Source organism: Mesorhizobium sp. LjRoot246 (assembly GCF_964254115.1).
In the GTDB taxonomy this organism is placed as follows: domain Bacteria; phylum Pseudomonadota; class Alphaproteobacteria; order Rhizobiales; family Rhizobiaceae; genus Mesorhizobium.
Map to the genome: position 1 here is coordinate 4,572,343 of NZ_CAXUSN020000001.1, position 23,140 is coordinate 4,595,482.

At 62.6% G+C, this 23,140-nt stretch carries 24 protein-coding genes; 12 read left to right on the forward strand and 12 right to left on the reverse strand.

The window, feature by feature from the left end; all coding sequences use genetic code 11:
• Positions 1-175: 175 nt before the first annotated feature.
• Complete coding sequence (locus ACSQ3L_RS22465) at positions 176-1,219, forward strand: aldo/keto reductase (protein ID WP_436161900.1); 1,044 nt, start codon at positions 176-178, stop codon at positions 1,217-1,219.
• Positions 1,220-1,246: 27 nt separating this feature from the next.
• Here the strand turns inward: ACSQ3L_RS22465 and ACSQ3L_RS22470 are convergent, their stop codons facing one another.
• Positions 1,247-2,218, reverse strand: coding sequence for a glycosyl transferase family 90 (locus ACSQ3L_RS22470; RefSeq protein WP_436161901.1), 972 nt, complete (start codon positions 2,216-2,218; stop codon positions 1,247-1,249).
• 199 nt (positions 2,219-2,417) lie between these two features.
• Between ACSQ3L_RS22470 and ACSQ3L_RS22475 the strand changes: the two genes are divergently transcribed.
• On the forward strand, positions 2,418-2,570 hold the full coding sequence (locus tag ACSQ3L_RS22475; RefSeq protein ID WP_013532262.1) for a hypothetical protein: 153 nt from the start codon (positions 2,418-2,420) through the stop codon (positions 2,568-2,570).
• 66 nt (positions 2,571-2,636) lie between these two features.
• On the opposite strand, the gene ACSQ3L_RS22480 is transcribed toward ACSQ3L_RS22475, so the two are convergent.
• Together ACSQ3L_RS22480 and ACSQ3L_RS22485 are read right to left on the reverse strand one after the other, a co-directional pair.
• Positions 2,637-2,870, reverse strand: coding sequence for a DUF982 domain-containing protein (locus tag ACSQ3L_RS22480; protein WP_244730396.1), 234 nt, complete (start codon positions 2,868-2,870; stop codon positions 2,637-2,639).
• 117 nt (positions 2,871-2,987) lie between these two features.
• Positions 2,988-3,653: a GntR family transcriptional regulator gene (locus tag ACSQ3L_RS22485; RefSeq protein ID WP_436161902.1), complete on the reverse strand. Its 666-nt coding sequence runs from the start codon at positions 3,651-3,653 to the stop codon at positions 2,988-2,990.
• Between the two features lie 173 nt (positions 3,654-3,826).
• Here ACSQ3L_RS22485 and ACSQ3L_RS22490 point away from each other — a divergent pair, with 173 nt between their 5' ends.
• Both ACSQ3L_RS22490 and ACSQ3L_RS22495 read left to right on the forward strand, forming a co-directional pair.
• On the forward strand, positions 3,827-5,080 hold the full coding sequence (locus ACSQ3L_RS22490) for a multidrug efflux MFS transporter (RefSeq protein ID WP_436161903.1): 1,254 nt from the start codon (positions 3,827-3,829) through the stop codon (positions 5,078-5,080).
• 40 nt (positions 5,081-5,120) lie between these two features.
• A complete protein-coding gene (locus ACSQ3L_RS22495) occupies positions 5,121-5,495 on the forward strand; it encodes a DUF423 domain-containing protein (RefSeq protein ID WP_436161904.1) in 375 nt (124 codons plus the stop codon).
• Between the two features lie 38 nt (positions 5,496-5,533).
• Here ACSQ3L_RS22495 and ACSQ3L_RS22500 read toward each other — a convergent pair whose 3' ends face one another.
• Positions 5,534-5,683 (reverse strand): hypothetical protein, encoded by a 150-nt coding sequence (locus tag ACSQ3L_RS22500; protein WP_292640313.1) that lies wholly within the window; start codon positions 5,681-5,683, stop codon positions 5,534-5,536.
• A gap of 62 nt (positions 5,684-5,745) precedes the next feature.
• Positions 5,746-5,889 carry a hypothetical protein gene (locus tag ACSQ3L_RS22505; protein ID WP_436161905.1) on the reverse strand — a complete coding sequence of 48 codons (144 nt, stop codon included), beginning with the start codon at positions 5,887-5,889 and terminating at the stop codon, positions 5,746-5,748.
• 154 nt (positions 5,890-6,043) lie between these two features.
• Between ACSQ3L_RS22505 and ACSQ3L_RS22510 the strand changes: the two genes are divergently transcribed.
• Positions 6,044-7,132 carry a LacI family DNA-binding transcriptional regulator gene (locus tag ACSQ3L_RS22510; protein WP_436161906.1) on the forward strand — a complete coding sequence of 363 codons (1,089 nt, stop codon included), beginning with the start codon at positions 6,044-6,046 and terminating at the stop codon, positions 7,130-7,132.
• Positions 7,133-7,136: 4 nt separating this feature from the next.
• On the opposite strand, the gene ACSQ3L_RS22515 is transcribed toward ACSQ3L_RS22510, so the two are convergent.
• Positions 7,137-8,369 carry an OpgC family protein gene (locus ACSQ3L_RS22515; RefSeq protein ID WP_436161907.1) on the reverse strand — a complete coding sequence of 411 codons (1,233 nt, stop codon included), beginning with the start codon at positions 8,367-8,369 and terminating at the stop codon, positions 7,137-7,139.
• Between the two features lie 202 nt (positions 8,370-8,571).
• On the opposite strand from ACSQ3L_RS22515, the gene ACSQ3L_RS22520 reads away from it, so the two are divergent.
• On the forward strand, positions 8,572-9,240 hold the full coding sequence (locus ACSQ3L_RS22520; protein ID WP_436161908.1) for an alpha/beta hydrolase: 669 nt from the start codon (positions 8,572-8,574) through the stop codon (positions 9,238-9,240).
• A gap of 26 nt (positions 9,241-9,266) precedes the next feature.
• On the opposite strand, the gene sthA is transcribed toward ACSQ3L_RS22520, so the two are convergent.
• Complete coding sequence (gene sthA, locus ACSQ3L_RS22525; protein ID WP_436161909.1) at positions 9,267-10,655, reverse strand: Si-specific NAD(P)(+) transhydrogenase; 1,389 nt, start codon at positions 10,653-10,655, stop codon at positions 9,267-9,269.
• 210 nt (positions 10,656-10,865) lie between these two features.
• Between sthA and ACSQ3L_RS22530 the strand changes: the two genes are divergently transcribed.
• The 3 genes from ACSQ3L_RS22530 (at position 10,866) to ACSQ3L_RS22540 (ending at position 13,265) form a co-directional block, all read left to right on the forward strand.
• Positions 10,866-11,336: an RDD family protein gene (locus tag ACSQ3L_RS22530; RefSeq protein ID WP_436161910.1), complete on the forward strand. Its 471-nt coding sequence runs from the start codon at positions 10,866-10,868 to the stop codon at positions 11,334-11,336.
• A 139-nt stretch (positions 11,337-11,475) separates the two neighbouring features.
• On the forward strand, positions 11,476-12,240 hold the full coding sequence (locus ACSQ3L_RS22535; RefSeq protein ID WP_436161911.1) for an arginyltransferase: 765 nt from the start codon (positions 11,476-11,478) through the stop codon (positions 12,238-12,240).
• Between the two features lie 128 nt (positions 12,241-12,368).
• A complete protein-coding gene (locus ACSQ3L_RS22540) occupies positions 12,369-13,265 on the forward strand; it encodes a DMT family transporter (RefSeq protein WP_436161912.1) in 897 nt (298 codons plus the stop codon).
• 18 nt (positions 13,266-13,283) lie between these two features.
• Here the strand turns inward: ACSQ3L_RS22540 and ACSQ3L_RS22545 are convergent, their stop codons facing one another.
• On the reverse strand, positions 13,284-14,498 hold the full coding sequence (locus ACSQ3L_RS22545) for an AI-2E family transporter (RefSeq protein WP_436163503.1): 1,215 nt from the start codon (positions 14,496-14,498) through the stop codon (positions 13,284-13,286).
• A 276-nt stretch (positions 14,499-14,774) separates the two neighbouring features.
• Entirely contained in the window at positions 14,775-17,027 is a 2,253-nt protein-coding gene (gene parC, locus ACSQ3L_RS22550; RefSeq protein WP_436161913.1) for a DNA topoisomerase IV subunit A, read from the reverse strand.
• On the opposite strand from parC, the gene ACSQ3L_RS22555 reads away from it, so the two are divergent.
• Both ACSQ3L_RS22555 and ACSQ3L_RS22560 read left to right on the forward strand, forming a co-directional pair.
• Complete coding sequence (locus ACSQ3L_RS22555) at positions 16,983-17,249, forward strand: hypothetical protein (protein WP_436161914.1); 267 nt, start codon at positions 16,983-16,985, stop codon at positions 17,247-17,249. The genes parC and ACSQ3L_RS22555 overlap by 45 nt on opposite strands.
• Positions 17,250-17,351: 102 nt before the next feature.
• Positions 17,352-18,542, forward strand: a complete 1,191-nt coding sequence (locus ACSQ3L_RS22560) for a hypothetical protein (RefSeq protein ID WP_436161915.1) — start codon at positions 17,352-17,354, stop codon at positions 18,540-18,542.
• A 118-nt stretch (positions 18,543-18,660) separates the two neighbouring features.
• Here ACSQ3L_RS22560 and aspS read toward each other — a convergent pair whose 3' ends face one another.
• The 3 genes from aspS to ACSQ3L_RS22575 all read right to left on the reverse strand — a co-directional run bounded on the left by aspS (position 18,661) and on the right by ACSQ3L_RS22575 (position 22,032).
• Complete coding sequence (gene aspS / locus ACSQ3L_RS22565; RefSeq protein ID WP_436163504.1) at positions 18,661-20,451, reverse strand: aspartate--tRNA ligase; 1,791 nt, start codon at positions 20,449-20,451, stop codon at positions 18,661-18,663.
• 178 nt (positions 20,452-20,629) lie between these two features.
• A complete protein-coding gene (locus tag ACSQ3L_RS22570) occupies positions 20,630-21,040 on the reverse strand; it encodes a GFA family protein (protein ID WP_436161916.1) in 411 nt (136 codons plus the stop codon).
• Positions 21,041-21,165: 125 nt separating this feature from the next.
• On the reverse strand, positions 21,166-22,032 hold the full coding sequence (locus ACSQ3L_RS22575) for a LysR family transcriptional regulator (RefSeq protein ID WP_436161917.1): 867 nt from the start codon (positions 22,030-22,032) through the stop codon (positions 21,166-21,168).
• Between the two features lie 91 nt (positions 22,033-22,123).
• Here ACSQ3L_RS22575 and ACSQ3L_RS22580 point away from each other — a divergent pair, with 91 nt between their 5' ends.
• Complete coding sequence (locus tag ACSQ3L_RS22580) at positions 22,124-23,041, forward strand: DMT family transporter (RefSeq protein WP_436161918.1); 918 nt, start codon at positions 22,124-22,126, stop codon at positions 23,039-23,041.
• Positions 23,042-23,140: the final 99 nt, after the last annotated feature.

Genomic DNA, 23,140 nt, shown 5'->3' on the forward strand with positions numbered 1-23,140 from the left:
TGACGGTTTTATTGCAGCCTGAGCGTGATTGCCGCCGCCGCAAGTCCGTGAGGTATGATCGATCCGTCGTCCTGGCATGGGGACAAGCGGCTCAAATTATCCTACAAATAGCGGTCACATATTCGGGGCGCCCCCTTCCCCAGCCCCCTTCCCAAATGCAATCGCGAGGACCGACATGGAATACCGCACCCTCGGCCGTTCCGGCCTGAAAGTTTCGACACTGACCATGGGCACCATGACTTTCGGCGGCGCCGGTGCGTTTTCCGCCGTCGGCAAGACCGATCTCGACGAGGCGCGTCGGATGATCGACCTATGCATCGATGCCGGCATCAACGTCATTGACACCGCCAATGTCTATTCGAACGGCATTTCGGAGGAGATCATCGGCGAAGCGCTCGGCGGCAAGCGCAAGGGCGACGTGCTGATCGCCTCCAAGGCGCGGATGCGGATCGGCAACGGTCCGAACGATGAAGGCCTGTCGCGCCATCACCTGATCCGCGAATGCGAGAAGAGCCTGAAACGGCTCAGGACCGACGTCATCGACATCTATTTCCTGCACGAGTGGGATGGCGTGACACCGCTGGAGGAAACCATCGCCGCGCTCGACACGCTGGTTGCCCAGGGCAAGATCCGCTATGTCGGCTGTTCCAACTATTCCGGCTGGCAGGTGATGAAGGGGCTCGGCATCAGCGACAGCCATCACCAGCCGCGCTTCGTCACGCAGCAGATCCACTACACGCTGGAAGCGCGCGAGGCGGAGTACGAGCTGCTGCCGATTTCCGTCGACCAGGGGCTGGGCGTGCTGGTCTGGAGTCCACTTGCCGGCGGATTGTTGTCCGGCAAATACCGCCGCGACAGCCCTACCGCCCGCCAGCTCGCCGGCTGGTCCGAACCGCCGATCCGCGACGAAGACCGGCTATGGCGGATCGTCGACGAGCTTGTCTCGATCGGCACGCAACGCGGCGTGTCCGCGGCGCAGGTGGCGCTGGCCTGGCTGCTTGGCCGCCCGGCCGTCAGTTCGCTGGTGATCGGCGGCAGGACCGAAACGCAGTTCAGGGACAACATCGCGGCGGCAAGCCTGGTGCTCACCAGCGACGAGCGCGGTCGCCTCGACGCGGTCAGCCGGCCGCCTTTGCTCTATCCCTACTGGCACCAGCAACTGACGGCCAAGGACCGCTTCGGCCCAGCCGACCTGGTTCTAGACCGCAGCGGCCTCTGACGAGCAGGTGCCGAGGCAAGCGACGGCCTAATCCTGGATAAACCGCCAGACCTTGGGATCAGGCTCGATCTGGCCGCTGAGGACAAAATATTTGTAGAGCACGAGCAGCGAGATTGCCTGCTCGTCCTGCTCGTTGGAGAATTGGCGGCAATAGGCATTGGCCGCGGCGATGATGCGTTGCGCCTCGGCCGGGTGTCGTTCGAAATAGCGCACCTTGTCCGTGATGTCGCCGAAATCCGGGTCGAGCGGCACATAGTGGACACCGGCCTCGAGCTGCTTTTCCGCGAACCATGTTTCGTATGTCGGCAACGGCATCAGGCAGAGCGACTTCGAATTCAGGATCCATTTGAGGTTGGTCGCCACGTCGTTGCCTTCGAGCGAGACGATGTAGCGATAACGCAGCTGTTGGCTGATGCTGAGAAAAGGCTTGCTGTATTCGGCTGGCGCGTTCGGCTTGTGTGAGCCGGCGTCGCAAAGCGGCAAGTCACGTACGGCGTCGAGAAATCTTGTCCGTTTCGGATTGTTGAGATCGCCGCGCCAGATCACGGCCGGGCGCTTGTCGGCGAAGGCAGTTGCGTCGGCCGGCATGTGGAAATGCCGGAACTTGTTGAATTTCATGATCACCGCATTGCTGTCGTCGGCGCGGATCGGCCGATTCTTGACGAGCGTAGGCACCTTCGGCACCCCGATCACGTCACCGAATTCGACGTCGACGAGCAATGCCGGGTCGAAATAGCGGGCAAACTCCCTGAGGTCGTAATAGTACATGGTCGGCGTGGAGGGCAGTTGGTCGATACGCACGGCAGCCGGGCTGGGCGTAAACGCGTCCCGCAGCTTGTTGTAGTAGGTCAACCGCCGCCGCACGGCCTCATCCGAAAGCCTGGCCTGTTCGAGCCGGCCCGCCAACCGCCGGCGGAAAAGTGCCTGCGGGGCGACGTCGCGCAAGACGTTTCGCGCATAGTAGAAAACCTTTTCCGTCGTTCGCGCGATTGTGGCCATCAGTCACTTGATAAAAACAAAACGGGCAGCTCGCAATATGTTGGCGGCCCGGCGCTCCCTACATCATTGTGCCGCGTATCTTGCAAGTCCTGGACCGTCGTCACCACGAACAGCCGGCACTATCGCTTCAGCTGTTGTGTTTGACGGCTAATGCTCCTAGGCAGGGTCAGAGCCGCAAGGCAGTGAAAAAGGAGCCGATATGGCGAGACCACCAAACTACGATCAAGAACGCAAGGAACGCGACCGCCAGAAGGCGGCCAAGAAGGCCGAGAAGCTGGCGGCCAAGGTTGCGGCGCGCGAACGTTCGAAGCCCGAGGACGAGACCGAAGCCGAAACCGAAACGGCAAAGTGACGGCAAAAGGCCCGCAATTGCGGGCCATGCCTCAATCCGGATTGCCGCCTCAGATGTCGGCTTGTATCAGGCCGGCGCCTTGTCGCTGACAAAGACGTCCACTTCACGCGCTGCCGCGATGAAAGCGCGCCTGGCGTTCATCGCCGGCTTGTCGCCGGCGAGTGCGTCATGGCAGGCCTGCAGCGCCGCGCGATGCTTGGGGCTGCGCTTGCCGGGCCAGCTGTTGAGGAGGTAGTCGGAAGCCTCACGCGCCGTCCGCAAGAGCTGAGTGCTTCCCGCCGTGACTGACTTGACGGTCACGGGTGTTTCAAATCGGTTGTTTTCCATCGCCGCTCCTTACGCCATCGGCGTCTGCGAAGCGAGGCCGAAAGTGTGCATCCGTCCAGACGACGCCTTTTGCGCCGCGCGTGCCCTGCCTTAAGCAGCAACGACGGCAAAGCCTCTGGCGCGAAGACCACGCCGATCGTTGGCGAGCGACGTCACCAACCGGTCGCGGCTGCCGACGATGTGGCCTGAGAGCAGGCGCGCTGCTTCATCGGCATCGCCAAGGCGTGTTGCCGCCAGAATGGCGCGATGTTCGGCCCAGGCCCGGCTGAGGGCCGCTTCGTCGCGGACCTCCAGCCAGCGCGCCCGCGACAGGCGCGTCATGGCATCGCGGACCGCCCGGAACAGGAATTCATTGCCCGACAGACGCGCCAGTTCGATATGGAAATCCATGCCGACGCGATGCCATTCCTCGCGCGGCGTGTCGTTGTCGCAGGATGCGAGCATCGCCTCGATGACGTCGACGGCGCTCCGGTCCGCCAGGCCGCATGTCAGGCGAAGTGCCGCGACCTCGACCGCTTCCCTGTAGACAGCGATTTGCTCGAGCTCGGCCAGGTTGATGGGCGACACCGTCCAGCCACGGCCGTCCTTGCCGACCAAGCCCTCTGTCTCGAGCCGCAGAAGTGCTGCCCTGACCGGAGTTCGCGATGCGCCGAAGCGGCTTTCGATCCAGCGTTCCGTCAGCTTCTCGCCGGGACCGATCTCGAGTCCCAGGATCATCTGCCGAAGCTGTGTTTCGACGCTCTGCATCTGCGACATTGTCGTTTCCATTTTTCTGGCCGCTGCTGGTTTCGGGCCATTTTTCCGATCACGTTCGACGGTTGCATTGACAGCGGCCAAGCTTGCGTCCATGACGGGCGCCATCTTGGTATCCCAAATTGGTATCCGCAGCAACCTGCCAACGAAGGCGTTGCCTGGACAGGACATATGACATGCCGCAGACCCCACAGACCGACAGCGCCTACAACATCCACTGGCGGCGCAATCTGTTCGTGTGCTTTGCCGGGTCGTTCTCGACGCTCGTCGCCATGACGCTGCTTTTGCCGTTCCTGCCGCTCTATATCGAGCAGCTCGGTGCCGAGGGCCACGCGGCGATCGTGCAATGGTCGGGGATCGCCTATGGCGCGACGTTCTTCGCGGCGGCGCTGGTGGCGCCGCTCTGGGGGCGTCTCGGCGACCGCTATGGCCGCAAGGTGATGCTGGTTCGCGCCAGCTTTGGCATGGCCATATGCATGTCGCTGACCGGCATGGTGCAGACCGTCTGGCAACTGGTGCTGCTGCGGCTGCTGATCGGTTTTGCCGGCGGCTATTCTTCGGGATCGACCATCCTCGTCGCCATGCAGACACCAAAGGAGCGGTCCGGCTGGGCGCTGGGCCTGCTGTCGGCCGGCATAACCGGTGGGGCTCTGGTCGGCCCGCTGGTTGGCGGCGCACTGCCGCCGCTGATCGGCATCCGTGCGACTTTCCTCTTGTCCGGCGGCGTCATCTTCCTGGCGTTCCTGGCAACGACGTTCCTGATCAAGGAGAATCCCCGGCCGAAAACAGCGGATGGGGCGCCGAAGCACAAGCCGAAAGGCGGCTGGGCACAAATCCCCGACAAGCGGCCTGTCGTCGCCATGCTGGCGACCGGCATGCTGTTGAGTTTCGCCACTATGTCAATCGAGCCGATCATCACCGTCTACGTGCAGCAGCTGATCGAAGACCAGAGCCGCGTGACGCTGATCTCGGGCGTCGTCATGTCGGCGGCGGCGCTCGGCGCCATCCTGTCGGCCTCGCGCCTCGGCAAGCTCGCCGACCGCATCGGCCACTGGAACGTCATCATCGGCGCGCTTGCCGTCTCGGCGCTGCTGCTGATCCCGCAGGCCTTCGTCACGCAGAGCTGGCAGCTCATCGGCCTGCGCTTCCTGATGGGCCTGGCGCTGGGCGGGCTGTTGCCCTGCATCACCAGCGTGATCCGCCACAATGTTCCCGATGGGGTCGGCGGCAATGTGCTGGGGCTGTCAATCTCCGCCCAATATGTCGGGCAGGTTGCCGGCCCCTTGCTCGGCGGCTTTGCCGGTGGCCATTTCGGCATGCGCTCGGTGTTTCTGGGCACGTCCATCTTGATGGCCGGCGGCGCGGTATATAATTGGCTGGCGCAATCACGCCGCGAGCAGGACATGCTCGCCAACGCCGGCAAGCCCTGACGGGTTGGGCTTATCCCTCTGATATCACGGAGCCATGGACATGAGCACGGCTGAGCGACCTTCCGGCAACAGCGGCCGTATCCTTGTCCTGGCCGGCGGCCTCTGTGGCGCCGCCGGCGTAGCGCTGTCGGCGGCGGCCGCGCATCTGGGCGGCGCCTTCGTCGGCACCGCCGCATCCTTCCTGCTGATGCATGCGCCGGTGTTCCTTGCCGCCGGATTGCTTGGCGCGAATCGGATCCTGCGCATCGGCAGCCTGATCCTGCTGATTGGGCTTCTGCTGTTCTGCGGCGATCTGCTGGCCCGCGATTTTCTGGGCTCGCGGCTGTTCCCGCTGTCGGCGCCGATCGGCGGCACCCTGCTCATCGCCGGCTGGCTGGCAATCGCTGCCTCGGCGCTGGTGCGCGTGCGTTCCTGACGCCTCCGCGCGCCCTGCCCGGCACCAAACGTCGAGCGCTAGTCCTGCCGGCGCTCGGGCTTGATGAGCAATTCGCGATTGCGTCGCCGCAGCTTCGCCAACCAACGCCCTTCCGGCCTTTTGGAAGCCGGCGCGATGCCCCAATAGTTGCGGTAGATGTCTTCGAACAGATAGCTGACGGGATGCATGATGTGCGCTCCTTTTGGTTCTTGAATCGATCCAATCGACGGACGCGAAAAACCGACCCCGATCAGCTCCGCTTGCGCTCCACAAGGAACCGCAACTCGCGAACCCATGGGCTGGCCTTGCCGCGGCGCTTCTGCGTGATGGTGTTCGACGAGATGCTCCAGTCGTTGCGGTAAATGTCTTCGAACAGAAAATTGACGGGATGCATGGCACAACTCCTTGATTGTGTTGAATCGATCCAATCCTGAGGACTGTTATTCCCTTGGATCGATTCAAACGTATGCCTCTTCGACGCTTGAATCAAGTCAAAATTTGAACCGATCCAACGAAAGTGTTAGATGGGAAGGATTCAGGAGACGAAGATGGCGCCATTGACCTCTGCAAAGACAAGACCGGTCCGCCTGGCGGACATTGCAAAAGCGGCCGGCGTGTCGCACGGCACAGCGTCCAACGTGTTCGCCCGTCCGGAGATCGTGCGCGAGGAGGTCCGCGAGCGGGTCAAGGCGGCAGCCGAGGCGATGGGATATGGCGGACCCGACCCCAAGGGCCGGCTGCTGCGCGCCGGCAAGGTCAACGCGATCGGCGTCGCGACCGCCGAGCCGCTGTCTTATTTCTTCGACGACCCCTTTGCCCGGGTGATGATGGCCAGCATCTCGCAGGCATGTGACGCGACCGGTGCGGGGATTTCGCTGGTCTCCGCCGTCAACAGCGAGCAGCTCGCGTGGAACATTCAGAGTGCGCTGGTCGATGGCTTCATCGTCTTTTGCGTCGATGGCGGCTCAAAGCTGGTCCAACTGGCACGTGAACGGAAGCTCCCCTTTGTGGCGCTGGATCTCGATTCGGACGACGATGACGCCGTCGCGGCGATCGGTGTCGACAACATCGCCGGGGCCGGCCTGGCGGCCCGCCATCTGACCGAGCTCGGGCATCGTCGCTTTGCCGTGCTTACCCTGCCCTGTGCGGACGCCGGCTTCGGCCCCACGACGAGGGAGCAGGTGGAGATGGCCCTCTACTCCGCCACGCGCGACCGCCTGCGAGGCTATTTCGCCGAGCTCTCCCGCTTCGACATCGACATCGCGCGTGTGCCGATCTACGAAACGACCAATGACGAGAAGAGTGTGTGGGCCGGCCTCGACCATATTTTCGCCGGCGCCGAAACACCGACGGCCATCCTGGCGATGTCGGACAGGATCGCCTTGCATGCATTGGACTGGCTGCGGCAGCGTGACATTGCGGTGCCGGGCGACGTTTCGATCGTCGGCTTCGACGGTGTGCCGGAAGGAGCGGTTTCCAAGCCGCCGCTGACGACGATCGTCCAGCCGATCGCCGAGATGGGTCGCCTTGCCGTCAAGGCGATCCTTGAAAATGACGGCTCGTTCAGCCGGCAATCGCTGCCGGTCGAGCTCGTGGTGCGGGCCTCTTCCGGCCCCACACCCGCTGGAGCCGCCTGACGGCTCAACGCCCCATTCTCGTCGCCATCGACGACATGCCGAACGACGTATGGACGGGCGGGGCTGCGTTCCGAGCCGGCCTGCTTTTCCCGGACCAGCCGAGGCCCGAAAGCCATTCGAGATAGTAGGCGAGCGCGAACTGCATGGCGATGCCGGCCGATATCAACAGGCTGTCATAGGCAAATCCGCCCGGATTGATCAGCTTCAGCACCTGCGCCGCCATTGCGAGCACCGTGCCGGCAATGAAAACCGGCAGCGATCGTTTGCCCAATATGGCCAGCGGATGATCGCGCCCGGTGCGGAACAGGTTCGAGATGGCCGGAAATGCCACGATCAGGTAGCTCACCGCCAATATATGCAGCAGCCTCGGCAGCGACAGGAACGTCTTGTCGAAACCGGTCAGCACGGGAGGCAGGCCAAACCAGGAGATATGCCCCCAGAGCGGGCTGTGCACCCAGACCAGCGCCACAACGGTGTAAGTCAAGGCCGCGCCGACCAGCCACCGGTTGACCGGAATGGTGCCGCCGCGACGCACATGCAGTGTGCCCGCCAGTCCGATGTTGAACAGGAATTGCCATGACAGCGGATTGAGAAACCAGAAGCCGGGCTCGGGATAGTTGGGCGGAGCAATCTGGTAAATCCCCGCGACCAGCCACAGCGCGCCGGATGCGACCAGTGCCAAGACTGGCCGATAGGCGACGAAGAGCAGGAAGACCGGCGTCAGCAAGAGCAGCACCGCATAGACCGGCAGGATGTTGTTGTAGCCGAGCTGGTGGCCGAGCGTGACGATGCCGATCAGCACTTGCGGCGTATTCTTGATCAACGGCTCGATGTTGATCATCGTCAAAAGCTCCGGCCGCCTGACGAACACGGCCGCGGCGCAGAAGATGGCCATCACCACCATCGTGGTGACGATGTGGGCGGCATAGAGCACGCCAGCGCGGCGCCACATCTTCAGCGTTGCCAGCAGCCGGTTTCCAGGCTGGCATTTCTTGCCGTAGGCGAGCGCGACGGAGATGCCGGAGATCAGCACGAAGACCTCCGCCGCGTCTGAAAAGCCCAAATTCTTATAGGTCAGATACTCGAAGGCGGTACCCGGCACATGATCGACATAGATGGTCAGCAGAGCGAGAGCGCGGAACACATCTATGCGCGTGTCGCGCTCAGTGCGGTCCGAGACACGCGCATCGCGGTCGGGGATACGCGCATCGCGATCCGGCGAAATTGGGGTGGTCATCGACAAAAAGGCCTCAAAGCTGGTTGTTCATGCCGGCAATGCGACCCCCGGCGCACCGCTTCGATTCCTCCCGAAGGAATGTTATCGGCGAAGAAACGGACTGTAATGCGCCTGGTTCAATCAACTTTCGCGGAGCTTGAAAATATTGCGTTTTGAAGCCGGCAAATTGAGCGGAACGTCATATAATCAAAAGGATGAGGCCATGACTGAAGAGACCTCACAAGATGGTGTGTTACGGCGTGATCTCACCTTCCGCTACCGCCTTTACAGCCCTGCGGATTCGACGGGCGAATGCTTCTTCCTGCTGCATGGGTCAGGTGTCGACGAGACCACATTGGTACCGCTGGCACGAGAAATCGCGCCGCGTGCCGTGCTGATCGCCGTGCGCGGCCGCATCGTTCAGGAGGATGGTTTCCGCTGGTTCGCACGCATCACGCCGACGCGATTCGAACAGCAGAGCATCCGCACCGAAACCGATGCCTTTGCGGGCTTCGTCGCTGACGCGGCCACACGCCACCATCTCGACCTCTCCCGCGCGATTTTCCTCGGCTATTCGAACGGCGCCAATCTGGTTTCGAGCCTGATGCTGCTGCACCCCGGTCTTGTCGAACGCGCCGCGCTGCTGCGACCGATGCCGGTGCTCGATCATGTGCCGGCGACGAATCTGTCAAAGGCGCGGGTGCTGATCGTCGCCGGTGCGGCGGATCTCACCTACGCGCCCTTCGCGCCTGCTCTGGTGACATTGCTCAGCCAGCATGGCGCCGAGATCGACGCCCGGATCGTTCCATCGGGTCATGAATTCGATAGCGCCGACGCGGCAATCGTCAGGCAATGGCTGGCGGGATCGGCGGCGGTGGTGCAGGCAGGCTGACAGGCTCGCCAGCACGACCAGCCTGCCTACCCTCTTCCCATCCGGTTCCAGGCATCCAGCCCAGCGATCTTGTAGGCTTCGGCGAGCGTCGGATAGTTGAAGGTGTTGTTGACGAAGAAGTCGACTGTGCCGCCGAGATTGATCACCGCCTGGCCGATGTGAATAAGCTCGGTGGCGCCCTCGCCGACGATATGCGCGCCGAGCAGGCGGCGCGTTTCGATCGAGAACAGCAGCTTGAGGAAGCCGGTGTTGACGCCCATGATGTGGCCGCGCGAGGTCTCGCGAAAACGTGCCACGCCGACCTCATAGGCCGCACCGCTCTCGCGCACCTGTTCCTCGGACTGGCCGACGGTCGAGATTTCCGGCACCGCGTAGATGCCATAGGGAAAGGTTTCCGGCGGCGGCGGCAAGGGCACGCCGAAAGCATGGCAGGCCGCTACCCTGCCCTGCTCCATCGAGGTCGAGGCCAGGCTCGGAAAGCCGATGACATCGCCGGCGGCGTAGATGTTGGGCACGCTGGTCTGGAACGTTTGCGGATCGACCTTGATACGCCCTCTGGAGTCGGCGTCGATGCCGACGACATCCAGGCCGAGGCTGCCGACATTGCCGGTGCGGCCGGCAGCGTAGAGCACGACCTCGGAACGGATGGTGCGGCCATCGGCCAGTTCCACCTCGGCGGCGTCGGGCTTGGAGCGTATTTCCTTCACCGCGCTGCCCAGCCTGATGGTCATGCCGCGATCGCGCATCTGGTGGATGAAATCGTCGACGATCTCACGGTCGACGAAATCGAGGATGGAGTTGCGCGGCTCGACCAGCGTCACCGGCACGTCGAGCGCGGAAAAGATCGTCGCATATTCGACCCCGATGACGCCGGCGCCGATCACCGTCAGCGTGCGCGGCAGGCGGTCAAGCTCCAGCATCTCGTCGCTGTCGAAGACGCGACTCTTGTCGAAAGGCACGTCGCGCGGCCGGTGCGGCCTTGTGCCGACCGCGATCAGCGCGTTGGCAAAACCAACCTCGCTGTAATCGCCGGTGTCGGTGGTCAGGCTGACCTTGTTGGGACCAAGAAATTTCACCGCGGCGCGAGCGCTCTTGACCGTGTTGCGCATGAACTGGTGCTGCAGCACCTCGACCTCGTGATCGAGCGTCTTGTGCAGGCGCTCGACCAGATCGCCGACCGAGATGTCCTGCTTGACCCGGTAGCCGCGCCCATAGAAGCCGCGCTCGCGCCAGCCGGAGAGATTGAGCACCGTTTCGCGCAGCGTTTTCGATGGAATGGTGCCGGTATGCACCGAGACACCGCCCAGACGCCGGCCGCGGTCGACGACCAGCACAGATTTGCCGAGCTTGGCCGACTGCACCGCCGCACGGCGGCCGGAGGGGCCGCTGCCGATGACCAGCATGTCGTAATCCATATTGCCCCGTCCCCTGCCCCTGGGCGCTTTGTTGCGCCGCAGCAAGCTAATGCCATCCGCGCCGCAAATTCAACCGGTTCGGATCGCGTCTGATGCCGTTTGAGCGAGCGCGCCGCAAAAGGCCCGATCTTGATTCCGCTATCGGCCTTCACCATCTCATTGCAGAGCGGCCCCGCACCCTATGCCGTGGCCTTGTTACGAGGAAATGACATGAACGCGCGCGTTCTCGACGGCGAAATCATCACCAGCAGGCTCGACGATGTCAGGGCCTATGACGGTGTGCGCACAAGGCGCATCCTGGCTTTCGTGATCGACTACATCATCGTCGCGTTGCTCACCATTCCGTTCGCCATTCTGGTGTTCTTCCTCGGGCTTTTGACCCTCGGCCTTGGCTGGATGCTGTTCGGCGTCCTGGTGCCGGCCGTCGCCATCCTCTACATCTGGAACACGTTGGGAAGCACCGACCAGGCCACCACGGGCATGAAGATGATGGGCATCCGGCTTGACCGGCTCGACGGCAGGCCGATCGATGGCCTCACCGCGGTCGTCCATTCGGTGCTGTTTTGGGCCGGCAACGTCATCCTGTCGCCACTCGTGCTGCTGGTGACGCTGTTTTCCGACCGCAAGCGCACCTTGCACGACCTTTTGCTCGGTACCGTGGTCAGCCGCACCGACCGCTGAAACGGCTTCTGAAGGGCAGTCGCAACCGATTGAGCGTAAATGTGAAGGCGTCGAGTCAACCACGCCCGCATAATCCTGTTGAATTTTTCGCCGTCCGCGCCAAAGGTAGAGCGATTCGAAGGAGTGTTTCCAAGGCTCGATGACGCAGCATCCGACCCAGTCGCCGCAGTTCTTCCTGACCGCGCCATCGCCGTGCCCCTATCTCGACGGCCAGTTCGAGCGCAAGGTGTTCACGCACCTGGTTGGCGACAAGGCGGCGGAGATGAACGACCTGCTGACACAAGGCGGCTTCCGCCGCTCGCAGAACATCGCCTACAGGCCAGCCTGCGAAACCTGCCGCGCCTGTGTTTCGGTACGCATCCTGGCCCAGGAATTCGTCGCCAGCCGCAACATGAAACGCGTGCTGCAGCACAATTCTGACCTCGTCGGCTACATGCACAATGCCGAGCCGTCGACCGAACAATATTCCCTGTTCCGCAGCTATCTCGATGCCCGCCACCGCCGTGGCGGCATGTCCGACATGACGGTGCTCGACTATGCGATGATGGTCGAGGATACCCATGTCGACACCAAGGTGATCGAGTATCGGCGACGCGGACCCGACACCTTCATCACCGGCAAGGGACAGGGCGAGCTGATTGCGGTGGCGCTCACCGACAAGATGGCCGACGGCCTGTCGATGGTCTATTCCTACTTCAATCCCGATTTAGAGGAACGGTCGCTCGGCACGTTCATGATCCTCGACCACATCGCCCGCGCCAGGGCGATGGGCCTGCCCCATGTCTACCTCGGCTACTGGGTCAACGGCTCGCGCAAGATGAATTATAAGATGCGCTTCATGCCGCAGGAGCATCTCGGCCCGAAAGGCTGGGAGCGCTACACCAACGAAGCGGTTTCACGCTAACTACTCTTTCCCAAGCCGGGCCTAAATATTTTCAACCGAGATGATGCCGGTCTTTCCGCTGCTTGGCGGAGAGTGCGCGATTGCGCCGGTCCGCCATCCTCTCTCGAATTCATTGCGAAAGTCGCTGCATGTCTTCTCACGATACTCACACCAAAGGACTTCTGCTCACCGCGTTTGGCGGGCTGACGCTGACCGTGGACATCCCCCTGATCCGGCTCGCCCATGGCGAGGCGTGGACGATCTTGCTGCTGCGCACCTCCTGCACCTTGACCGCCGCACTGATCGTGTGGAGCGTCTGGCGCTCGTTCAGCAAAAATGCGCCGCAGCTCATCCCGGGCTGGTCGGGCCTGATCGTTGCCGCGATCTACGGGCTTGGCGCGATTGCCTTCATCACCGGCGTCTACAACACCTCGACCGCCAACCTGGTTTTCATCCTGGCCTTCACCACCATGTTCGCCGCGCTGCTGTCGTGGGTGTTCCTCAAGGAGCGGCCGCGGCCGCTGACCCTTGCGGCATTGGCAACGATGATCGTCGGCGTCGCCATCATCGTCGGCGATTCCGTCGGCACCGGACATCTGTTCGGCGACCTGATGGCATTGTGCTCGGCCTTCCTGATCGCCTGTGCCATCACCATCTCGCGCGCCAGCGGCAAGGACATGGGCTTTACCGCGCTGATCGGCGTCATCCTGCCTTTCGGGTTGGCGGCCTTCATGGTCTCGAAGACGGGCTTTCAGGTGGAGGCGCCATGGTGGATCATCTTCAACGGCGCCGTCATCATGCCAATCTCGTTCTTCTGCCTCGCCGCTGGGCCGAAATACATTTCAGGACCGGAAGTGGCGATGTTCTATCTGCTCGAAACCGTGCTGGCGCCGGTCTGGGTGTGGATGATCTTTGCCGAGACACCGACCCGCAACAGCCTGATCGGCGGCACGATCCTGATCGTCACGTTAGTCGCGCATTCGGTGTGGCAGCTGCATGAGGGACGCAAGCGGCGTAGCGACCTTGCGGTGCATCATCCGGTGTAGCGTGAGCCGCCTTTCGAATCAGGCGCTGGCTTTCTTCGCCACGCCAGGTTCGGGCAGGACCTCGATCTGTGGGCCGGCTTCGATTTCTGCTGGCGAGCCGGGCACGATTTCATCGGCCATTTCCACCTCGCGCAGCCATTCGCGCCAAATCGCGACCAGCAGGGCCATCAGCACGGGGCCGATGAACAGGCCGAGAAATCCCATGGTCTTGACGCCACCAATCAGGCCGAAAAAGGTCGGCAGGAAGGGCAGCTTTATCGGCCCGCCAACGAGCTTCGGGCGCAATGTCTTGTCGACGATGAACAGCTCGACCGCGCCCCACAGAAACAGAGCCAGCCCGGCCATCGGCGACCCGCTGGCGGCGAGGTAGATCGAGACCAGGGTGAACGACAGCGGCGCACCGCCAGGGATCAGCGCCATGACGCCGGTCAGGGCGCCGAGTGTGACCGGTGACGGCACGCCGGCCAGCCAGTAGGCAATGCCCAGCACGAGGCCTTCGCCGATGGCGATGACGGTCATGCCGGTCACGGTCGACGAGATCGTCGCCGGCACGACGCGCGAGATGCGCTCCCATCTGGCCGGCAGGATGCGTTCGCCAAGGCGGTCGATCTGGCCGGAAAAATGCTCGCCGTCGCGATAGGCGAAGAACAAAGCGATCATCATGAACAGCAGCGTCAACAGCAGGCCGAAAGCGCTGCCGCCGGCAGCCAGCACGCCGCGATAGATGCTGCCTATGTTGGCGCCACTGATCAGCTGGATCAGTTCGCCGATGCCGCCGGGATGGCCAAAATTGGTCGTCCACTGCTCGTTCAGCCACTCGCCTATGACAGGCATGGTGGCGATCCAGTGTGGCGTGACCGCGCCGTGACGGTTGGTCTCGATCGCCCAGGCGACCCATTCGCGGACCTCGTTGATCGCATAGGTGCCGGCGAGCGCGATCGGTATCACCAGGAAGGCGAGGATGAACAATATGGCAAAGGTCGCGGCGATGGTGCGGTTGCCGCCGACCGCGACAAGCAGGCGCCGGTAGAGCGGCCAGCTGGCAAAGGCGATGACGAGCGCCGCCAGCACCGGAAATAGAAAACCATGGAAGAAATAGACGCCGGCAGCGACGATCAGCACCAGCAGCCAGCGCGCCGCCGACAGCGGCGGAATGACGGCGGCCCTGAGCGGTGTCGACAGGCCGAACAGGCGCTGCTGCCGTTCCGGTTTCTGGATTTTTGCTTCCTTCAAACGCATGCCTCTCCCAAACACCCCTCCAGATTATGCACCGATATAGTGCAGCAATCGTGACGATAGTCCAAATGATGATGGCGAAGCTGCCAATCTCCCCCCTTGAGGGGGAGATGTCCGGCAGGACAGAGGGGGGCGTGAAGGATCGCCACGTTGGTATTTGCGACCCAGGAATTGAGGCAGGTGTGGGGCGCCGTGACTATTTGATACGCTGGCGGGACAGCGCCCCCCTCTGCCCTGCCGGGCATCTCCCCCTCAAGGGGGGAGATCGCAGCGTCATCCAAATTTCCCTGTCCTCGGGAATCCCTTCGGCACCATGCGTCCGGCCGAGGCGCGGGCGCCGATCCATTCGGCCAGTTCCTCGCGCGACCGGATGAAAGTGCGGTCGGCTGAATCCTGCCAGGAGAGGCCGCTCTCAAGCGTGAACGGCTTGAGATCGAGAAGGCCGCCGTCCTTGTATTTCTGCAGACGCACGCCCTTGCCGCGGCCCATCTCCGGAATCTCGGAGAGCGCGAACACCAGCATCTTGCGGTTCTCGCCGACGATGGCGAGATGGTCGCCGGTGACCGGAATACAGCGCTTGGCTTCGTCCGGCGCCTTGACGTTCATCACCTGCTTGCCCTTGCGGGTGTTGGCGACGACTTCTTCCTCCGGCACGATGAAACCGTTGGCGTCATGCGAGGCCAGCAGCAGCTTGCGTTTCGGGTCGTGAACGAAGGCGGTGACGATGTCCTGGTCATTGTCCATGTCGACGATGATGCGGATCGGCTCGCCATGGCCGCGGCCGCCCGGCAGCCGGTCGGCACCGATGGTGTAGAATTTGCCGCCGGTGGTGAAGACCAGCACCTTGTCGGTGGTCTGGGCATGGAAGGCGAGCTTGAGGCTGTCGCCCTCCTTGAAGGTCAGCGTCGAGAGATCGGCCAGATGTCCCTTCATCGCCCGCAGCCAGCCCTTTTCCGAAACGACCACGGTGACCGGCTCGCGCTCGATCATGGCATGGGCGATGTCGGTCAGATCGTGCTCGGGCGCGTCGGCGAATTGCGTGCGGCGCTTGCCTAGCTCGGTCTCCGGACCGAACTTGTCGCGGATGTTGGTGACTTCCCACTTGATCGTCGCCCACTGCTTCTCGTTTGAAGCAAGCAGCGCCTCGATCTGCTTCTTCTCGGCGCTCAGGCCGTCGAATTCCTTGCGGATCTCGAATTCTTCAAGCTTGCGCAGAGCGCGCAGCCTCATGTTGAGGATGGCTTCGGCCTGGATGTCGGTGAGCGACCAGCGGGCCATCATCACCTGCTTGGGCTCATCCTCCTCGCGGATGATCCTGATCACCTCGTCGATGTTGAGGTAGGCGATGAGGTAACCGGCAAGGATCTCCAGCCGTCTTTCGATCTCGCCGAGGCGATGTTTCGAGCGGCGGACCAAAACGTCGCGGCGGTGCTCGAGCCATTCCTGCAGCACACCCTTCAGCGACAGGACGTTGGGCACCTTGCCGCGCGACAGGACGTTCATGTTGAGCGGGAAGCGGCTTTCCAGCTCGGTCAGCTTGAACAGCGATTCCATCAGGATGCCGGGGTCGACCGAGCGGCTCTTCGGCACCAGCACGACGCGGATGTCTTCCGCGCTCTCGTCCCTGATATCCTCGAGCAGCGGCAACTTACGCGCCATCAACAGCTCGGCGATCTTTTCGATCAGCCGTGCCTTCTGCACGCCGTAAGGGATTTCGGTGACGACGATGCTCCAGGTGCCCCTGCCCTGGTCCTCCTGGATCCACTTCGAGCGCACCCGGAAACCGCCGCGCCCGGTTTCATAGGCTTCGAGGATCGAGGCGCGGCTGTCGACGATGATGCCTCCGGTCGGGAAATCCGGCCCCTGGACGAAGTCCATCAGCTTCGCCACCGGCGCGTCGCGATGCTCGATCAGGTGCAGCGCCGCGTCGCAAAGCTCGGCCGCGTTGTGGGGCGGGATCGATGTCGCCATGCCCACCGCGATGCCGGACGAGCCGTTGGCCAAAAGGTTCGGGAAGGCGCCGGGCAAAACCACCGGCTCTTCGTCCTCTTCATTGTAGGTCGGCCGATAGTCGACGGCGTCCTCGGTGATGCCGGACAGCAGTTCGGTCGCCACGTCGGTCATGCGCGCTTCGGTGTAGCGCATGGCGGCGGCGTTATCGCCGTCGATGTTACCGAAATTGCCCTGTCCGTCGACAAGGGGGTAGCGCATCGAGAAATCCTGCGCCAACCGCACCAGCGCGTCATAGATCGACTGATCGCCATGCGGGTGGAACTTGCCCATCACCTCGCCGACGATGCGCGCGCATTTGGCAAAGCCTTGGTCCGGATTGAGCCGCAGCAGGCGCATGGCGTGCATGATGCGGCGATGGACCGGCTTCAGTCCGTCGCGCACGTCCGGCAGCGCCCGGTGCATGATGGTCGACAGCGCATAAGCAAGATAGCGCTCTTCCAGCGCCTTCTTCAGATCGACCGGCTCGATATGATCGCCACCGCCATTTTCAGGCGGCAAAAGCCTTTTTCCCATGGGCTCGGACTAGCCGAGCGGGTGATTCGCGGCAAGAGCCCGGCTGAGATACCGACCCTTCTGCAACGTGAAACCCTACACCAAGCGATGTCGACCAACATCAGCCTGTTACATGCGGGTTCTATGGCCAAGCTCGACGATATCCGGCTACCGGCTCTTCATGACAAATTCACCGGTTTGCGCAAAGACGGGATCGGGTTTGCCTTTCGCCGTGATTTTTGACCAATGTGCCAGGACATGCCTTTTTCCCGTCCAGTTCGTCACGGAATGGTGACGGCGCAAAGAATTGAAAACAATTTTCAGAACACTCTCAGGGACCTTGCGATGACAATCAAACGCTCAACTCTCAAGAAACTGGCTTTTTCGACCTTCTTGCTCACGCTGCCGCTGAACGCCGCCCTCGCCCAGGATACGGCGGTTGCCGACCGGCTGAAGGCAGCGCTTGTCGCACAGGGTGTCGACATCACCTGGACCGGCGTGACCGGCGACAACACCAGCATGGTGCTGCAGGGCGTTGCCATCAAACCCGCCGCTGAGAAGGAAGCCCTTCCCATCGGCGACGTCAAACTCGAAGGCGTGACGGAGGCAAATGGCGGCTATGACATCGCCACCGTATCGACGGCTGCCTTCACGCACAGCAAGGACGGCGTCACCCTCGACCTCAGCCCCTTCGTCATCCACGACATGACGGTTCCGGCCGACGGCGCCACCGGCCCGCTCGGCTCGCTGATGATGTACAAATCCGCCGAACTGTCGAACATGACCGTCAAGGTCGCCGACAAGACCGCTTTCTCGATGGACGGGCTTGCCATCGAGATCACGCCGCCGGCGGACGGCAAGGCGATGGAATTCACCGCTACGACGGAAAAGTTCAACGCCGATTTGACGCTGGTCGACGACCCCAAGTCCAAGGATGTCATCAACGCGCTCGGCTACCAGAACATCGCTGGCAATCTCGAAATGGCCGGCACCTGGCAGCCCACGGACGGCAAGATGGAACTGTCGAAATACGACATCTCCGTCGAGAATGCCGGCACGCTTGGCATGACCTTCGATCTCGGCGGCTACACGCTGGACTTCATCAAGTCGCTGCAGGAAATGCAGAAGAAGATGGCGGCACAGCCTGAAGGCGCCGACAATTCGGCGCAAGGCATGGCCATGCTCGGCCTGTTGCAGCAGCTTTCGTTCAACAGCGCCTCGATCCGCTTCGATGACGATTCGCTGACCAACAAGGTGCTGGACTATGTCGGCAAGCAGCAAGGCATGTCCGGCAAGGACATTGCCAACCAGGCCAAGGCGATCGTGCCGTTCGGCATGGCCCAGCTCAACAATCCCGAGCTGACGGCGCAGGTCACGGCCGCGGTCAGCAAATATCTCGACGATCCTAAGAGCCTCGAAATCTCGGCCGAGCCGCCGGCATCGGTGCCGTTCGCGCTGATCATGGCGGGCGCCATGTCCAACCCGCTCGACCTGCCGAAGACGCTCGGCGTCGCCGTCAAGGCCAACGAAGACTGATCGAAGCGATCTCGACCATGCGAAAAAGCCCGGCAGCGATGCCGGGCTTTTTTGTGAGATTAGCGAATCGAAAGAATTGGTTCGGGCGGTTCTTTAAAGCATCGCCCGAAGCGTTCGATCAGGCGTCCTTCTTGGGCACCGCGACGCGCAGCGCCAGTTCGCGAAGCTGCTGCGGGCTCGCTTCCGAAGGCGCGCTCATCAACAAATCATAGGCCTGCTGGTTCATCGGGAACATGGTGATCTCGCGCAGGTTCTTGGCGCCGACCAGCAGCATGACGACGCGGTCGACGCCAGCGGCCATGCCGCCATGCGGCGGCGCGCCATACTGGAAGGCGCGGTAGAGGCCGCCAAAGCGCTCCTCGACCGTGGCACGGTCGAGGCCGACCGTCTCGAACGCCTTGACCATGGTTTCGGGCAGATGGTTGCGGATGCCTCCGCTGGCGATCTCGAAACCGTTGCAGACCATGTCGTACTGGAACGCCTTGATGCCGAGCAGGTCCTCGCCGTTCAGCGCATCGATGCCGCCTTGCGGCATCGAGAACGGGTTGTGGGCGAAGTCGATCTTCTTCTCCTCCTCGTTCCATTCGAAGAACGGAAAGTCGACGATCCAGCACAGTTCGAAACGCTCGCGGTCGACAAGGTTCAACTCCTCGCCGGCGCGCGTGCGCGCGGCACCGGCAAAGGAGACAAACTTCTTCGGATCGCCGGCGACGAAGAAGGCGGCGTCGCCGTCGGCAAGGCCGAGCTGCTGCCGGATAGCTTCGGTGCGCTCTTCACCGATGTTCTTGGCCAGCGGGCCGGCGCCTTCGAGCTTGTCGCCCTCCTTGCGCCAGAAGATGTAGCCCAGTCCCGGCTGGCCCTCGCCTTGCGCCCAGGAGTTCATGCGGTCGCAAAACGCGCGGCTGCCGCCGGTCTTTGCCGGAATGCCCCACACCTCGGCCTTCGGATCGTTGGCCAGGATGTTGGCGAACACCTTGAAGCCAGAATCGCGGAAATGGTCGGAGACGGCCTGCATCTCGATCGGGTTGCGCAGGTCCGGCTTGTCGGTTCCGTATTTGCGCATGGCGACATCATAGGGAATGCGCTGGAAGTTCTGCGTCACCGGCTTGCCGTTGGCGAAGGCTTCGAAGATCCCCCGCATCACCGGTTCCATGGTCGACAGCACGTCGTCCTGCTCGACGAAGCTCATTTCGAGGTCGAGCTGGTAGAATTCGCCGGGCAGACGGTCGGCGCGCGGGTCCTCGTCGCGGAAGCAGGGCGCGATCTGGAAATAGCGGTCGAAACCCGACACCATGATCAGCTGCTTGTACTGCTGCGGCGCCTGCGGCAGCGCGTAGAAGGTGCCGGGATGGATGCGCGACGGCACCAGGAAGTCGCGCGCGCCCTCGGGCGAAGATGCGGTCAGGATCGGCGTCGAGAATTCGGTGAAGCCAACCTCGCCCATGCGCTTGCGCATTTCGGCGATGATTTTCGTCCGCGCAATGATGTTCTTGTGCAGCGTCTCGCGGCGCAGGTCGAGGAAGCGGTATTTCAGCCTGATGTCCTCGGGATAGTCAGGCTCGCCGAACACCGGCAGCGGCAATTCCTTGGCCGCCGACAGCACCTCGATCTCGCGGGCGAAAATCTCGATCTCACCGGTCGGCAGGTTGGCGTTCGTGGTCTCGGGCAAGCGCGCCTTGACCTCGCCGTCGACCCGAATGACCCATTCGCCACGCACGGTCTCGGCGACCTTGAAGGCCGGCGAATCCGGATCGGCGACGATCTGGGTCAGGCCGTAATTGTCGCGCAGGTCGATGAAGAGCAGGCCGCCATGATCGCGCACGCGATGCACCCAGCCCGACAGGCGAACGGTCGAGCCGACGTCGCTCTTCCTCAACTGGGCACAGGTATGGCTGCGGTAACGGTGCATTGTCATTGGTAAAGTCCGGGGTGCTGGGTTGCGGGCCGAGGCATCACGGCCCGGCCCTGAAAATTTGCGCGAAAAGCGCATGGGAGGCCGGATTTGTCAAGGCAAGCGGCCCTTGTTTGGCATCTCGGTTCAACTACCGACTTTCGCTTGTTCACGGACTTTCACTTACGCCGCCACGTCAGTCGCGTTTTCCAAACGGCGGACCGCCTGCTTCCTGAGGCAGATCGTCCTCAATCCTGACCCAAGGCGCCTTCGATCCGACCATGAAATGCTCGTCAACCGACACTGCGGGGTCCGTGTCGAGCGTCCCCAGCCTGAATCCCAGAATCTCAGGCGCAGCGTCATCGCGCTTGTAGATTGGCGAGCCGCAACAACTTGCGAAGAAGCGATGTACACCGGGGCTGGATTCCCAGCTCGATAGTCTCCCCTGGGTTATGGTAAGCTCGTCGAAACGGACCCCAGCGGTGGTTCCGAAACTTGAACCGGAATGCTTCCGGCATCGCCAGCAATGGCAGTAGGTCACGGGACCCAACAACCGCCCATTGATGACGTAGCGTACGCTTCCGCAGGCACAGGATCCGTTCAGCATAGGTCGATGGTAGCACAGCTCGGTGGTTGGCTCACACCGAGGGCCGAAATTCGAACTGGAATGCCAAGGAGCTTGGCCGCTGAAGGGCGGTTTCTGTCCTTCGCACAAGGAGTGACCAAGGGGACCTATGAGCCAAGCGCCGATAGCCGAAGGCGATGGGCAAGGTGATCGACGACTAGTACAGCGCTGCCGGAAGCCGTCTCGGCCCGATGAAGACGAATCTCCGCCCCGGGCAGCGGCGGTACATGTCGGCCGGGATGGATACCGCGCAGGCCACGCGCAAGCATGCTGCCTTTGACCACGGTGACCGCCAGGCCCTGCTCGACGATTGCCTCCGTGGCTGAAAGGCTCGGGCTGACATAGGCCAATCGCCATGGCCGGCCTGCCTTGTTGAGGGCCTCAATGGCCCAGGAGCGAAACAGGCAATCGGGACTCGACAGAGCGACGGGCAGCGGATCGAGTTCCTCGACAGCGCGGGCCGCCGAGGCTGCCCAAATCGCCCTTTCGCGGCATATCAGATCACCCTCGGCCGTGCCTTCCGGATGCATGGCGATGACCGCGTCGAACGACAACCCCAGTCGTTTCAGCAGTCGGGCAGTGAGACCGATCTCCATTTCGACCTGCACGAGCGGAAATCGCTCGGCGATGCCGGCGAGGAGGCGCGGCAGGATCTTGGTGCCATAGTCTTCCATGACCCCGATGCGAACCTGCCCAGCCACCCGCTGACTGGAAACACGTGCAATCGCCTGCTCATTGAGAGCAAGAATGCGGCGGGCATCGATCAGAAAGGCCTCCCCGGCGGCCGTCAGTTCGACGCGCGCTGTCGAGCGTCGGAACAAGATGGTCTCGAGACGCTCCTCAAGACGTTTCACCTGCAAGCTGATGGCGGCCTGCGTTCGATTAAGCTGCTCGGCGGCTCGCGTGAACGAGAGGCGCTCGGCAACGACGACGAAGGCCCGCAGCAGGTCCGGATCGAGACTCGGGATGTTCATAGCAGAATGTTATCAAGCTTATTGGACTTATTCGATTCCTTTTGACCCGCCTGCCCGATATCGCTGCTCCGAACCGGCAAGGTCAGGGACAATGGAAATTCTAGGAGTGCTCGCCGCGATTCTCTCCAGCGCTCTTGGGGGCACCGCCGTTGGCGCAACGCGATATCTCGCAGGCGCGCTCGATCCTCTCACCATCGGTGCGGTCCGGTTCGGCGGCGGTTTTCTGGTTTTGGTCGCTGTAGCGCTTTGGCGGCGAGACAAGTGGCCGCCGAGGAACGACTGGCCCGGTACCGGCGCATTGGGTCTGCTGTTCTTCGGCCTGTTTCCCGTGCTGTTCAATGGAGCCCTTGTCTACACGACGGCAGCGCGTGGAGCCCTGGCACTCTCGACACTGCCTCTGCTCACCATGCTTGCCGGGGCAGTCCTGAGGATCGAGCCGCCGACCATGCGCAAGATCGTCGGCGTCCTGATCGCAATGGCGGGGGTGGCCGTCGCGCTCGGCACGAGCTTGACGACCGCTCCTCCAGGTGCATGGCGCGGAGACCTGCTCATGGTCGCGGCTGCCTTCTGCATGGCGCTCTACAACGTCTGGTCGCGGCCATTTCTGTCGCGCACCGCGCCGATCCCGTTCGTAGCGTTTGGCATGGGCGTCGGCGCAGTGTGTCTGTCGGCCCTGGTGGCTTGGAACGGAGGCTTCGCGCAACTTGCCACGCTCAGCGGACCGCAGTGGATCGCGAGCGGATATCTGGCCATAATTTGCGGTGCCTTCATTTTCTTCCTCTGGGCGTTCGCGCTTGGGCGCGCGTCGCCGACACTGGTTGCCATCTCCGTTGCGGTCAATCCGGTGACGGCATCGATCTTCGGTGTCGTCTTCCTGGGCGAACAGGTAAGCGCGAACCTGATTGTCGGGCTGATGGCAGTTCTCGCCGGAATAGGTATCGCAACGGGAGCAGCCGAGCGGTTCGACCTGTGGCCCGGCGATCGGCAGTCACGTCGCCGGCAGCGCTGAGCGCAGACCGAAGCGAAATGCGCGAAACGAATCCAGGCGAATGCAGCGATCATCCCAGTTGGAGCAGGGAATTGCCGCTGGCATTGGGCAAGGCGATGG